Origin of the sequence: Paenibacillus tundrae (assembly GCF_036884255.1) — a bacterium.
Lineage (GTDB): Bacteria > Bacillota > Bacilli > Paenibacillales > Paenibacillaceae > Paenibacillus.
Genome location: NZ_CP145605.1, coordinates 244,385 through 258,619 on the forward strand (window position 1 = coordinate 244,385; position 14,235 = coordinate 258,619).

Genomic DNA, 14,235 nt, shown 5'->3' on the forward strand with positions numbered 1-14,235 from the left:
GGGGAACGAAAATGAACTTTATTCGCAGGAAGTCATTTATGCTTATGGCATTATCGATTGTGATGTTATTTGTGCTTGCAGCATGTGGAGGTGCATCCCAGACAACCGATGGAACGGACAAGTCTGGGCAATCAGCGCAATCTGAGCAATCGGATCAGAGCCAACCGGGCAAGCCAACCCACTTGAATGTGGCGTTATTTTGGCTTGGCAGCAATCTGGATCCTGCAGAGGAATGGAATGGCTGGACACTTACGCGTGCAGCAATTGGGGAGACATTGGTTCAATTTGATGAAAATATGAAGTTGGTTCCCAAAATTGCGGATACGTGGGATCGGATTGATGAGAAGACATGGCATTTTCATATTCGTGATGGCGTAACGTTCCACAATGGCAACAAGGTGACCGCAGAGGCTGTGAAGACATCAATTGAACGCTCACTGGAATTAAACGAACGGGGACAGTCCACGTTACCGATTGCTTCCATGACAGCAGAAGGGCAAGACCTTACGATTAAGACGACCGAGCCTTACGCATCGCTGCTTGGAAATATTGCCGAACCACTGTTTGTCATCGTGGATACCACTGCAGATACATCCAAGTTCAGCAGTGAGCCTATCGCTACAGGACCATTTATGGTGACATCCTATACCCCGGATCAAGAGATTCAGGTGAAGAAGTATGATGGGTATTGGGACGATGCGGCTGATCTAGATACAATGACGCTAAAGTATATCAAGGATGATAGCACGCGTGCGCTTGCCTTACAATCCGGTGAAATTGATGTGGCAAGTAATGTTGGTCGAAGCACACTCGCATTATTTCAGGATAAGAACCAATATACGATTGATGAAATTCCGAGTCTACGAACACAGTTTGTCTGGTTTAATCTGAAGAACCCATTCTTGAGTGATCCTGAAGTACGCCATGCCATTTCCTATGGTATTGATCGGGACATGTATGCGAACACACTTGTGGGAGGCCAGGGAGCCAAAGGGCCGTTCACGTCAGCTCTGCCTTTTGGCTATGACCAAATCACCGGATATAGCTACGAACCTGAGAAGGCTAAACAATTGCTCGATGAAGCGGGCTACAAGGATACTGACGGCGACGGTATTCGGGAAAAGGATGGAGAGAGAATATCACTCCAGTTGATTCTCAACACGGCTTACGAATCGGATTCCATTGTAGCTGCTGCGATGCAGTCCCAATTGAAGGAGATTGGTATTCAGTTGGAGATGACCTCTTATGAGGATCTGACGGATCATCAGAAGAGTGGCAATTTCGACCTCGCTTTAACCAGCATTAATACAGGAATTACAGGAGATCCGCAATATATTCTCGATTTCTACTTCAAGACCGGAGCCGAGTGGAACGTAGGTGGTTATAGCAACAAGAAGCTGGATGCTGTGATCAATCAATTGCATTCGGAATTCGATGTGGAGAAAAGGTATGCTTTAGCGGCAGAGGCGCAACAGATGATTCTGGATGATGCGGCATATCTGTTCGTGACCTACACGCCCATCAATATTGTTAGCAAAAGCACGGTTCAGGGGGCGACGATGTATCCAATCGACTTTTACTTACTCGATCGTAATATCAAGGTTGACCAATAATGAAGCCGTTATTAGATATACGGAATCTTTCGGTGACGTATCAGAGTGGATCAGCCGCGCTGCGAGATCTGTCTTTTACGATGAAGCCCGGTGAGATCGTGGGTATTGTAGGCGAGAGCGGCAGCGGGAAGTCTACATTACTTCGTGCGATACTTGGTATGTTACCCGAGGGAGGGCAATGTACGAGTGGAGAGGTTTTTTTTCAGGGAAGGTCGATATTAAGCTATTCTCCGGCAGAGTGGAGCCAGATTCGGGGTAAACGGATAGCGATTGTATTTCAGGCGAGTGGTTCGTATCTCAATCCGATTCGTAAGGTGGGAAGCCAATACGTTGAGGCCATTCGTGCCCATTTCACTATTTCCAAGAAGACAGCCTACGACATGGCGCTGAACATGTTATCTGGGATGGGATTGCAGGATCCACAGCAGATCATGAATGCATATCCCAACCAGCTCAGTGGCGGAATGAAGCAACGAACGGCGATTGCCATGGCGGTAACGATGGAGCCAGAACTTCTCCTGACCGATGAACCCACCAGCGCATTGGATGTAACGACCCAGCTCGAAGTGCTGAAACGTCTGCATGAACTGAGAGATCGAAAAGGAACAGGCATCATCATGGTAACGCATAATATGGCGGTTGCAGCCCATATGGCAGATCAGATTGGCGTAATGCAGCATGGTGAACTGGTTGAGTACGGAAGGGCGGCTGATCTGATTACAAATCCACGGGAAGAGTATACTCGGCAGCTATTACAAGCCGTACCCGAGCTCGATCTGGGAGGGCAATGAGCATGAGACATGGAGTAACGCCGATTCTAGAGTTGAAGGATCTGTGCAAGACGTATGAAGCGAAGGGGCAAAAGGCAGTGCATGCACTACGCTCCATCAACTTAAATCTTTATCCAGGCGAGTGTCTAGGAATTGTTGGTGAGAGTGGTAGTGGTAAGAGCACCCTTGCCAAATGTGTGACACATCTGGAGAGAGTGAGTTCAGGGCAGATCAGGTATCATCAGCAGGATATTACTCGATTGAAGGGAGAAGCCCTGAGGCTGCAGCGCAAGCAGATTCAGATGGTTTTTCAAGAGCCGTCGGCGATTTTTAACCCACGCTTGAAGATCGGAGCCTTTATTGGCGAGCCACTGCTGAACTATGGACTGTCTAAACGCCGACAGGTCGGCGAAGCAGTAATCCAATTGTTAGAACGAGTAGGGTTGCCGGCATCTGTTGCCAGTAAATATCCTCACGAGCTGAGTGGTGGTGAGCAGCAGAGAGTTGTCATCGCCCGTGCCATGGGGGTTCAACCGGATATCATTATCTTTGACGAAGCAACTTCGGCGCTGGATGCCTCTATTCAGCAGCAAATTCTCCAGCTGCTTAGACAGCTCCATTTGCAAACGAATATTTCTACGATCTTCATCTCCCATGATCTAGCCGTGGTACAGCAGGTAAGTGATCGGATTGCGGTGATGCATCAAGGGGAAGTGGTTGAAGTGGTGGAAAGTTCGCAGTTGAATCATTCGGCTAATCATCCCTATACCCGTAGTCTAATGGCCTCAGTACTGTCGGTAAGAGAGATTAGGCAGCAAATGCAGGTGGGCGATCTCCAAAGTATTACAGGATAGAGGAGCAATACAAGAGTAACAAAACAAAAGGAACATAACAAAAGGAACATAACAAAAGGGTTACCTCAACGTCATGTAATGACATCAGGGTAACCCTTCTTTTTATGGATTAGGTAGCTTCACCGATATTAAGCTTGATTCCAGTTCTCTCCGGTGAGGTACTTCTCGGTGAGGATGGATAACATCTGAATACCGACTTCATTATGTCCACCTTCAGGAATAATGATATCTGCATATTTTTTGGATGGCTCGATAAAAGCATCATGCATAGGTTTTACGGTTTCGAGGTATTGCTTGTACACGGATTGAATCGTCCGTCCGCGTTCCTCGATATCCCGCAGCACTCTGCGCAGAATCCGTACATCGGAATCCGTGTCTACGAACACCTTAATGTCCATCAAGGCACGTAGCGTTTCATCGATTAGCACATGCAATCCTTCTACAATGACGATATGGTTCGGTGCCAGTTCAACCGTCTCATCGGCAGCACGGTTATCTATGGTGAAGTCATATACGGGAGCATACGCCGCTTGGCCTTTTTTCAACAGGGTGAGATGCTCAATTAACAGATCATTATCAAAAGCAAAGGGATGATCGTAATTGGTTAGTCGACGTTGCTCAGGGGTGAGCTGTGACTGGTCTTTGTAATAATTGTCTTGGGATATAAACGTTACTTTACCTGTTCCCAGACGGTCTATAACGGAGCGGGCTACCGTCGTTTTACCGGATCCGGTTCCTCCGGCGATACCAATGATGAGCATGGTTATTCCATAAACCTCCCTAGAATGGCAGCATGATCATGGATGAAGAGTGTGATATCTGATCTATTCATCACTCTTATCCACATGTCTGTCTGTGAATGCACAATTCCTTCATTGTACCATAGGGCACCACTTTTTTCACCTGAAGCATGTGACCATGTTTTGCCTACTTGGGAGATTGTGCGCATACTGTCACGAATGGAATAATCCTTCTACTCTTATACTCATATGTCCTCAGGTTAATTCAACTCAATTTTCATATCCAATCCTGTGATGAATTGATCGTCCTGAATTTCTTCCGCAAAGTCGTCCTTGATCTCAAAGGGTTTAACCACCAAATATTGAATATCGCCAGATGTGCTAGCATAGATACGTTCAGAAGTAAGCTGATTGCCCTCATACAAGCCCTCTCCACTAAGAGCAGTTAGTTGTCGGCCTTGATTATCGTAGATGGCAAAACCGATCTTACGCAATTGCTCCTCCTCTTTTGCCGTGAGCGTGTCTTTGTTGTTTAGTGAGATGCTCGTAGATACGCGTGTAGTGATCGGTGTAACTTCAGCTTCGGTAACAGATACGGTGAATAGTTCATTGGAACGTATGCTATCCGGTTGAACATGTTTAATATCTTGCGTTGATTTTGTAAAAGGAACGTTCAGCTTAAATTCATGGTCGATACCCTGCAAAGTTAATGTGATTTCTGCTTCAAATTGATCGGGTAGTGAGGCAGTTCCTTGATCGGCAGGAATAACCTGTTCGAATAAGAGGGTGTCCGGCTGCTTATCTCCTATGGAACTATAGAAGAGACCGCTATCCTGACTTGCTCCGTTGACTTGGAAAAAGACGTTATCGATTCCGTTACTCAGCTTCACAATATCTTTGCCGTTATCATATTGCCCTTGCTCCAAGTTCGGTGCAGTGAAATGAACCAGGAATGCTGCACGAGTGCCGTCGTATACCGTCTCCAGTACTTCCAGCTTCACATCCTCATACGATACTTGGCTGTTCACAGCCTGGGTCAAGCCAGCTTCACCGGCTGTTCTTAGACCCATATCAGCTTCAATCGCACTGAAGAGACTGCCTACTAGCGGAATGTTACGCAAGGAGTCTGCCATGACAGGTGATACAAATCCAGAGGCGAACACTGTCAATCCTAATACTCCAGCTGCAATCGTTGCAGCTACGGTTCGACGCATACCCTTTGGAAGTCGAGTGGAGCGCATCGTTTTTTCTGTTCTATACGTAGAAGGCTCCGGTAATGAGTCCAGTGTGGCGTCAATTCGATTCCGTACGAGCTCAGACATGATGGGGCGCGCTTTCGCTTGATCCTTTAACTCTTGATCGATATTAAATGGGTTTGACATGTATATTGACCTCCCGGAAATTTTTGAATTTCTGATATAACTCCTGTCTTGCCCGAGACAATCTCATCTTGACAGCACTCTCGGAGATATTCAGCGCATCTGCGACCTGACGTAGGGTTAAATCTTCGAAGTAGTGCAATACAATGACCATTCGTTTGGATTCCTCCAGACGATCGACCGCTTCTCTCATATCCACCTCATCATAGGGACTGGAACGTCTCTGATGTGCTTCCGGTACTTCCGCATAGGATGTGGAGAGGGAACGGCGAGATAACATGGTGTTGCATTCATTGATGAGTATGCGGAACATCCAGGTTCTGAAATACTGGGCTTCACGCAGCGTGTGCATCGATTTGTAGGCTTTCAGGATCGTTTCCTGAATGGCATCAGCCACATCCTCCTCTTTTCGCAGCATGGATTTTGCTGTATTGTATAGGGAGTTTTCGATTTCTCTGATGAGACTGATAAAGGCCTCGCGATCTCCTGCTATAGCCTGATGAACGAGATCGGTTGAATCCATGGATAACAGCTCCTTCCTGGTAGCAGGGATATAAAGACAACTCCCCGTTTGCTTAACCATGAATTAGACTTGCAGTCAGCGTATATGGTCACAATTATTTTCTTAAACGAAAAAAAGGGTGCTGTTATATATGACGTACGCATACGGCATGTCCACTTCAACAGAGAAGGGGGACATTTCGGCTGAATCCCATATTCGATGTCGAGATGCCTTCAGGCATCCGTCGTAATCAAAAGCGGACTTTTTGAACGACCTCTAATATTGAATGATTGACTTTTTTGAAGACAGGCCTATAATAATACATATATACTTAACACGGACTGTTACTGGGAGAGCCAGGCATGACCGAATTCGATTATTTAACTGTAATCGCTTTCGGTCTTTTTTTATTTCAGGCGGGGGGTGAGGGCATTGAAGGTTATTAAAAAAGTAAATAACAACGTGGCAATTGCCATTAATGATAAGAATGAAGAGGTATTTGTCGTAGGTAAGGGTGTAGGATTTCTGAAAACCCCTTATGAGCTGACGGAGACGGATCTGGTAGAGAAGATTTTCGTGGCACCAAAGAACATCCGTATGTATGACCTGCTGAACAGCATTCCGATTGAAGATATATATCTGGCAGAGGAGATCATCAAGCTAGGCAGTCAGATTTTGAATAAACAATTTAACCCGAACCTGCTTCTCACCCTGTCCGACCATATTAGTTTTGCACTAACCCGGCATCGTGAAGGTGTGCATATCAAGAACCCGTTGGAATGGGAAGTTCGCACCTTATATCCAGATGAGACTCGTGTGGGTGAGGCAGCGTTGAAGCTGATTCAGGAGAAAACGAATGTGGACTTGCCACCGGCTGAGACGACACTGATCGCCCTGCATTTTGTGAATGCACAGGTGGGCTCGGGTGAGATGAGTGATACGACCAAAGTAACGACGGTAACGGGTGAAATTTTATCCGTGATCAAATATGCACTCAAAATTGACTTTCAGGAAGACTCCATTCATTTCATGCGATTTGCAACACATATAAGGTACTTCATCATGCGACAGATGAGCGGCAAATCGCTGAAGGATGAGAATGAATCACTTTTCCTGATGGTCAAAGAGAAGTTTCCTAAGGAATTGGCTTGTGTTGAGAAAATCGCCGATTTTCTGAGTAACAACTATGGCTGGACCTGCTCTGATGACGAAAAGTTATATCTAATTCTGCATATTCAACGATTAATCTCGAATTAACTAACCGAATAACAACTTATGGACTGTTACTGATTCGATCAGGCATGACCAAGCGTAGGGAATGACGATTCCCCGGCTTGGTCATTTTTATATACATTTAAAATCATGTTAATTTTCGATGTAGAGGAGAAGGGTCATGAACAACAAAGACTTAGCTAAAAACGTGCTTGATCTTGTTGGTGGGGAACAAAATATCTCGGGTCTGACACATTGTGCAACCCGGCTACGATTTGTATTAAAGGACGATAACAAGGCAGATCTTAAAGCATTGGATCAGCTCGAGGGTGTGCTTCGCGCGCAGAACTCCGGCGGCCAGGTGCAGATCGTCATTGGTGCCAAAGTGGACGCCGTATACAATGAAGTGAGAAGTTTAACGTCTGACCGCATTGGCGGATCAGAACCATCCGCAGAGAGCAGTGGACCGAAGAAAAAACGCAATCCGATCAATGTCGTGCTTGAAACGATCGCGGGTATATTTACGCCTGTATTACCGGCTCTTGTTGGTTGCGGGATGATTAAATGTTTGGCTACCGTTATAGCTGCAATGGGGTATCTGGAGGGTTCCGGCTTTCTGACGATCATTAATATGATCGGTGACTGTATCTTCTACTTCTTGCCATTCTTCCTGGCGGTTAGTGCTGCACATCGCTTCAAAACGAATCCATATCTGGCAGTTGCTCTTGCGGCAGGCCTGATGCATCCAACTATTCTGAACGCAGCATCCCAGATTGCCGAGACCGGTGTGAACAGCATTGATTTCCTCGGTATGCCGATTCTGCTCATGAAATATTCATCATCTGTCATTCCGATTATTCTGGCGGTATGGATTATGAGTTACCTGTATCCACTCGTTAACCGAGTGATTCCTAAGTTCTTGCAGGTCCTGATTACACCCATGATTGTATTGTTCATTATGGTTCCAGTGGAACTCATCGTGCTTGGCCCAGTAGGATCACATATCGGTGACTGGCTGACCAATGGGATTAACTCACTGTTCTCAACGGCAGGTGTTCTTGCAGGTGCCATTCTCGGGTTCTTCAAACCAATTATGGTTATGTTCGGTATGCACTATGCAATCATGCCCATTCAGGTTCAACAAGTGGCTACACTGGGTGCAACGGTGCTACTGCCAACTGCACTCGCGGCGAATCTGGCTCAGGCTGGAGCGGCCTTTGGTGTGTTTGTATTGACGAAGAGTAAAACGATGAAATCAGCGGCGGCTTCGAGTGGATTCACCGCTTTGTTCGGGATTACTGAGCCAGCGATCTATGGTGTAACGCTGAAGTACAAACGTCCATTCTTCGCAGGCTGTCTAGCAGCGGGGATAGTCAGTGGTTTCTACAGCTTGGTTCACACCTCAGCTAATGCGATTTCCCTTCCGGGTCTACTGGCATTAGGTACGTACACATCAGATCGTTATATCTATGTCGTGATTGGCTGTATCGCAGCGATTGTTCTCGGTTTTGTGTTTACACTGATGGCTGGCATCAAGGAAAATGTCGAAGGAGCTAAACCGAAGCAGCAAGCTACAGATGCGGTGGCAAATATCAGCACTACGGTTGCAACTCCAGCAACTTCCGCACCATCTGTGTCAGAGACATCCGCTTCTTCAGACATGTTGATCGTAAGTCCGATGACAGGAGAGACCAAACCGATCTCCGAGGTAGAGGATCAGGCTTTTGCACAAGAACTAATGGGTAAAGGCATTGCCGTGGTTCCAACAGAGGGTAAAGTTTACGCTCCATTTGATGGTGTGGTTGAAGCACTTTATCGTACCAAACACGCCATTGGTTTGAAGGCGGCGAATGGGGTTGAGATTCTCATTCATATCGGGGTCGATACCGTCAGTCTGAAGGGGAAATATTTTAACGCTCATATTCAACAGGGTCAGGCTATCAAGGCAGGTGATTTGTTGGTGGAATTTGATCCCGAGGGCATTACGGCCGCAGGTTATAACACCATCACGTCTATTGTCGTAACTAATATGCAGCAGTATGGAGATGTTCTTACTACAGCAACTAGTGGCCCGATCCGTGAAAGTGAAGCGCTGATTAAGCTAATTCCATAAACTTTTAGAACAACTAACAAAACGTAACAGGAGGAAACTGAAATGACAAATACCAATTTTCCAAAAGACTTCTTGTGGGGCGGGGCTCTATCCGCCTGTCAGGCTGAAGGTGCCTATGATGTAGATGGCAAAACGCTGACCATTCCAGAAGTGATGAAGTTTAATGAAAAGAATGATCGTAAGGTGACCAAGCAGATTCGGGTTAATCGTGAGATGATCGAAGAGGCTAAGAATGACCCGGATATCGTGAAATATCCGAAGCGCCGGGGGATTGATTTTTACCATAACTTCCGTGAAGATATTGCCTTGTTTGCCGAGATGGGCTTCAAAGTGTTCCGTTATTCCATTGCATGGGCGAGAGTATTTCCTGGTGGCGATGATGCTGCTCCGAACGAGAAGGCACTGGCATTCTACGATCAGGTTATTGATGAAGTTCTAAAACATGGGATGGAGCCTCTGATTACGATTAGCCACTTTGACACACCGATTGTTCTGATGGACAAGTTCGGCGGATGGTATAACCGTAAGTTGGTTGACCTGTATGTGAACTACTGCGACGTGCTGTTCAATCGCTACAAGGGCAAAGTGAAATATTGGGTGACGTTCAACGAGATCAATATGAGTGTTAAAGCTTCGGCCAAGACGCTTGGAATTATTGATTATGATGCTCCTAATTATGAGGAAATGCTGTTCCAAGGCTTGCATCATCAATTTGTAGCCGCGTCCAGAGTGACTAAGATGGCTCATGAGATTGATCCGAATAATCAGATCGGCAGCATGGTGGCGTATTTTACAACGTATCCTTATACCTGTAAGCCGGAGGATGCGCTCCAGATGCAGCAGGATGATCAGATGAAGAACCAGTTCTATCTGGATGTATTGAATAAAGGAGAATATCCTTATTACAGCAAGACGTATTTCAAGAACAAAGGAATTCAGCTCAACATCGAAGACGGCGATCTAGAGGACATTCGGGCGCATACGGCTGATTTCGTGGGTATGTCGTATTACAATTCGATGATATCCAGCAGTGATACCGAGCAGCTCGAATTAACAGCAGGTAACGTGCACAGTGTGTACAAAAATCCACATCTGCCTGCGAACGAATGGGGCTGGCAGATTGATCCGATTGGTCTTCGCTATACGCTCAATCTGGTCTATGACCGGTATCAGAAGCCTGTCTTCATCCTGGAGAACAGCTCAGGCTTCTACGACAAGCTGAATGAAGACGGAACGATCAACGATCCATATCGCATTGATTTTCTAAGCAAGCATATCGAACAGATGGGACTTGCTATTGCGGATGGGGTTGAGGTGCTGGGTTACACGATGTGGGGACCAATCGACATGATTAGTTCAGGTACGTCCGAGATGAGCAAACGGTATGGATTTATCTATGTGGATCAGGACGACTACGGCAACGGTACGCTAAAAAGATATCGGAAGGATTCCTTCTTCTGGTATCAGAATGTGATCCGTACCAACGGAGCAGAGCTGTAGCCTTCCATGAATATTTTGGGTCGTATTAAGCGAATTCCGGGCGGCTTGCTTATCGTTCCTATGATGCTCGCCGCTGTAATCAACACGGTGTTCCCATCATTCTTTCAGATTGGCGATCCCACAACAGCATTGTTCACGTCCAAAGGCACGATGGTGCTCATTGGCATGATTTTGCTGGTATCAGGCACACAGCTGAACCTATCACAGCTTCTGGTAACCTTAAAGAGAGCAGGCGTGCTCTGTGCCTCGCGGATTATCATCAGTGTGTTGTTTGGCTGGGCATTCGTACACTTCTTCGGAATCAGTGGCGTTGGCGGCGTATCTGCGGTAGCCTTCATTGCGGTTCTAACCAGCTGTAATCCAGGATTATATCTGGCTTTGATGAACACATACGGAGATGATGTAGATCGAGCCGCGTTTGGCATTCTGAATCTAATCGCTGTTCCGGTTATTCCGGTCATGATATTGAATTCGGCGAGCGGAGTCGGTATAGATCTGCTCAGTGTGCTGGCTACACTGGTACCTTTTCTCATTGGCATCTTGCTTGGTAATCTGGACGCTAATATTCAGAAGATGTTCGCTCCGGGGACACTGATTCTGTTGCCTTTCCTGGGTACAAGCTTCGGGTCCAATATTGATCTTCGTATTGCATTCCAGTCCAGTCTGTCCGGCTTGCTGGTCACGGTGTTGTTTATGCTGATCTGTATGCTTCCGCTCATTGGAGTTGATCGGACAATCTTGAAACGACCGGGTTATGCTGCTGCTGCAACATGCTCGGTTGCTGGACTATCCATGGTTGTACCGTCGATGGCAGCAGAATTCAATCCGGCATATGCACCGTATGTGGACGTAGCCATCGCTCAGATCGCGTTTGCTGTGATCCTGACCTCGTTGACTGTTCCTTATATTGTGAAACGATTGGCAGGAGCGGGAGTGAAGGGTTCAATAACGGCGATAAAATCGAGCGATTAAATAAAAAGCCAATAGTTCAAGTTTATAAAATGAAACAGCACGTTATCCGTCTTGAGAAGACGGACAACGTGCTGTTTGTCATTGGTTCATCTATATCAACTCATGGGGGAGATGAAGGTAAAGTACTGTTTCCAGACCTCAGACTTACAGGCCCAGCAATTCTTTGACGCTTTCGCCTACAGCTTTGCTGGATTGCGGGTTTTGACCCGTAACTAGGCGGCCGTCAGTAGTAACATAAGAGCTGAATGCAGCGGCTTTGTCGTAACGACCTGCACGTTCTCTCAGTGCATCTTCCAGAAGGAACGGAACGTAGTCGGTTTGTTGCACTAGCGCTTCCTCTTCATTGGTGAAGCCGGATACCGTTTTGTCCTTGATCAACAGCAAGCCATTGGACAGCTTCACGTTAAGCAAGGCTGTGACACCGTGGCACACGCCGGATACAATGCCGCCTTTTTCATAGATTTCACGAGAAAGCTCTTGCAGCTCAGCATTATCTGGGAAATCCCACATCGTACCATGTCCACCTGTGAAGTAGATCGCGTCATAGTCACTAGCGTTCACGTCGCTTGGCTTCAACGTATTTTTTAATTTGTTCATGAATGCTTCGTTCTCATAATAGGCTTTAGTACTTTCATCTAGCGAATCACCCAGACTTTTCGGATCGAGAGGTACATTGCCGCCGAGTGGGCTGACCAGGTCGATCTGAACATTGTCATTATGGTCGAATTCTTCAATAAAGTGAGTTGCTTCGCTCAGCCACAAGCCGGTAGGCTCATCCTTTGTTGCATATTTATCTACATTGGTCAGGACAACTAATATTTTTTTCATAAAGAAAACCTCCAGTGTAATTTGCAGTAATTTAAGTTGTGTAAAATATAATTTTGTAAAACTAATTGACCTAAATATAGCACAGCCTAATTTCAAAGTAAACTAAAATGCCTGAAATAGTTTAGTTAGTACAATATATCTATTTCGTCTTCCATGCTATACTTTATATATCGCCTATTTTGTGCACCGTGAATCAGTTGCTATTAGAGCAATAACAACAGGGATAGGAAATTGAATGTATGCAGAGGAGGGCACTCCATGAAACGACTGGAGAACTCGCAGAAATTTTTGACCAAGATGATTCCCGTGCTACGTACAACACCCATCAGTTCGCTTCGAATGGATGACGTGGCCAGACATATGGATATTAGCAAGGCAACATTATATAAATACTTCTCTTCCAAAGAGGAAATTATCCAGCATATTTTGGAGGACTATATTGAAGAAATCCATGATTCCAGAGCTATGATGAAGGATGACTCGATCCCATTCGAACGTCGTTTCCAAATTGCGTATCAACATTCCATCTCGCATGTGTTATATCTGCCTGAATTTTTCTGGAGTGATGTGAAGAAGCTGTATCCTCCTATTTTTGAGGGGTTCTCGACCGCATTACGGCATCATAGTGAGCAGTTATGTCACTTTTTTGAAGAGGGGATGGAGCGTGGGGTATTTAATCGAATTAATCCCATTCTGTACATGATCCAGGATGAGGCAGTCATTCGCCGAGTGGCTGAGCCAACCTTCTCAATTACGTATGATATGACCATTCGTCAGGCGCTGTATGATTTTTATTTAATGAAGAAGAACCAGTTATTGAATCAAGAGCTCATTGCATCCCTCGATGATCAGCCTGTAAAAGCACATATTCAAGAGTTGATTCAACAGCTATCTCGAACGATGTAAGGCCGGAGTTTTGGTAACCAATTGGGTTGAAATATATCTGAAAATGTAAGTACAGGATGGTTACGGGATAGGTTGAACCAAACATTTCAAATTTAAAATGAAATGGATTGTACAACTAGGTCTTTTGATATAGAATATCGAAGAAAACCGTACCATATTGGTACATATTACATATCCAATCGGAGGACAACAGATGAAACGGACTGGCAAATTCTTCACTTCGACAATGGTTGCTGCTATTGCAGCAGTATCGATCGTTGGCTCGGCTTCAGCGAGTGCAATCATTAACTCGAACATCTCGTCGAGCATTAATGCGATCGACATCAGCAAAATGGACATCGAAACTGCGCTGATGATGGTTCAGCAAGAGCGTACTAGATTATTGGATACCCAATTGCAGACGCAAATTCAAGAAGTACAGAATCGGTATCAACAGATTACAGAATTGAACGCGCAATTACAGGCAGCGAAGCAAAATGGTGATGAGGCTTTGGCTCAGCAGCTGAAGAACCAAATTGATGCAATAAGCAATACACAGCAAATGGACATGCTTCGTTTGCAATCCTTGTCGAATAAGCGCAATGAAGCTTTTGACCTGTTGACCAATTTCGTTAAGAAAATGCAAGATTCCAGATCCTCCATTATCGGTAACATGCGTTAAGCGAGAAGCATATCAGCAATAATATCTGTAGCTAGATGGGGTAGAGAATTCACAGCTCCGTTTCGGTTATAACCCAAAAGAGCGAAGACGGAGTGGAATTCCGTGCTTCGCTCTTTTTTGGGATATATTCACGATGATAAATGTCCTCTTCACAGGTTTCGTCAAGCTGAAGCTATATAAGTCCT

General features: G+C 45.6%; 13 protein-coding genes. 9 read left to right on the top strand and 4 right to left on the bottom strand.

What is annotated here, in order from left to right; genetic code table 11:
- The first annotated feature begins 11 nt into the window (after positions 1–11).
- From V6W81_RS01155 to V6W81_RS01165, 3 genes are read left to right on the top strand one after another with little or no spacing between them, the layout of a single operon-like run.
- Positions 12–1,613, top strand: coding sequence for an ABC transporter substrate-binding protein (locus V6W81_RS01155; RefSeq protein WP_338541297.1), 1,602 nt, complete (start codon positions 12–14; stop codon positions 1,611–1,613).
- The gene (locus V6W81_RS01160; protein WP_338541298.1) at positions 1,613–2,404 is read left to right on the top strand and encodes an ABC transporter ATP-binding protein; all 792 of its coding nucleotides are present in this window, start codon (positions 1,613–1,615) and stop codon (positions 2,402–2,404) included. Before V6W81_RS01155 ends, V6W81_RS01160 begins: the two co-directional genes overlap by 1 nt.
- A 2-nt stretch (positions 2,405–2,406) precedes the next feature.
- On the top strand, positions 2,407–3,237 hold the full coding sequence (locus V6W81_RS01165; protein ID WP_338541299.1) for an ABC transporter ATP-binding protein: 831 nt from the start codon (positions 2,407–2,409) through the stop codon (positions 3,235–3,237).
- A gap of 128 nt (positions 3,238–3,365) precedes the next feature.
- On the opposite strand, the gene udk is transcribed toward V6W81_RS01165, so the two are convergent.
- From udk to V6W81_RS01180, 3 genes are all read right to left on the bottom strand, one after another.
- Positions 3,366–3,998: a uridine kinase gene (udk, locus tag V6W81_RS01170; protein ID WP_145052078.1), complete on the bottom strand. Its 633-nt coding sequence runs from the start codon at positions 3,996–3,998 to the stop codon at positions 3,366–3,368.
- Positions 3,999–4,237: 239 nt separating this feature from the next.
- On the bottom strand, positions 4,238–5,359 hold the full coding sequence (locus V6W81_RS01175) for a DUF4179 domain-containing protein (RefSeq protein ID WP_338541300.1): 1,122 nt from the start codon (positions 5,357–5,359) through the stop codon (positions 4,238–4,240).
- Positions 5,343–5,879 carry a sigma-70 family RNA polymerase sigma factor gene (locus tag V6W81_RS01180; RefSeq protein ID WP_338541301.1) on the bottom strand — a complete coding sequence of 179 codons (537 nt, stop codon included), beginning with the start codon at positions 5,877–5,879 and terminating at the stop codon, positions 5,343–5,345. The genes V6W81_RS01175 and V6W81_RS01180 overlap by 17 nt, the downstream gene beginning before the upstream one ends.
- A 402-nt stretch (positions 5,880–6,281) precedes the next feature.
- On the opposite strand from V6W81_RS01180, the gene V6W81_RS01185 reads away from it, so the two are divergent.
- The 4 genes from V6W81_RS01185 to V6W81_RS01200 all read left to right on the top strand — a co-directional run bounded on the left by V6W81_RS01185 (position 6,282) and on the right by V6W81_RS01200 (position 11,655).
- Positions 6,282–7,115: a PRD domain-containing protein gene (locus V6W81_RS01185; protein ID WP_239293503.1), complete on the top strand. Its 834-nt coding sequence runs from the start codon at positions 6,282–6,284 to the stop codon at positions 7,113–7,115.
- 136 nt (positions 7,116–7,251) lie between these two features.
- Positions 7,252–9,183 carry a beta-glucoside-specific PTS transporter subunit IIABC gene (locus tag V6W81_RS01190; RefSeq protein WP_338541302.1) on the top strand — a complete coding sequence of 644 codons (1,932 nt, stop codon included), beginning with the start codon at positions 7,252–7,254 and terminating at the stop codon, positions 9,181–9,183.
- A gap of 42 nt (positions 9,184–9,225) precedes the next feature.
- Entirely contained in the window at positions 9,226–10,683 is a 1,458-nt protein-coding gene (locus V6W81_RS01195; RefSeq protein ID WP_338541303.1) for a glycoside hydrolase family 1 protein, read from the top strand.
- 6 nt (positions 10,684–10,689) lie between these two features.
- Complete coding sequence (locus V6W81_RS01200; protein WP_338541304.1) at positions 10,690–11,655, top strand: 2-keto-3-deoxygluconate permease; 966 nt, start codon at positions 10,690–10,692, stop codon at positions 11,653–11,655.
- 144 nt (positions 11,656–11,799) lie between these two features.
- Here V6W81_RS01200 and V6W81_RS01205 read toward each other — a convergent pair whose 3' ends face one another.
- Positions 11,800–12,483 carry a type 1 glutamine amidotransferase domain-containing protein gene (locus tag V6W81_RS01205; RefSeq protein ID WP_338541305.1) on the bottom strand — a complete coding sequence of 228 codons (684 nt, stop codon included), beginning with the start codon at positions 12,481–12,483 and terminating at the stop codon, positions 11,800–11,802.
- Positions 12,484–12,741: 258 nt separating this feature from the next.
- Here V6W81_RS01205 and V6W81_RS01210 point away from each other — a divergent pair, with 258 nt between their 5' ends.
- Both V6W81_RS01210 and V6W81_RS01215 read left to right on the top strand, forming a co-directional pair.
- The gene (locus V6W81_RS01210; protein ID WP_145052096.1) at positions 12,742–13,389 is read left to right on the top strand and encodes a TetR/AcrR family transcriptional regulator; all 648 of its coding nucleotides are present in this window, start codon (positions 12,742–12,744) and stop codon (positions 13,387–13,389) included.
- 193 nt (positions 13,390–13,582) lie between these two features.
- Positions 13,583–14,050 carry a hypothetical protein gene (locus V6W81_RS01215; RefSeq protein ID WP_338541306.1) on the top strand — a complete coding sequence of 156 codons (468 nt, stop codon included), beginning with the start codon at positions 13,583–13,585 and terminating at the stop codon, positions 14,048–14,050.
- Positions 14,051–14,235: the final 185 nt, after the last annotated feature.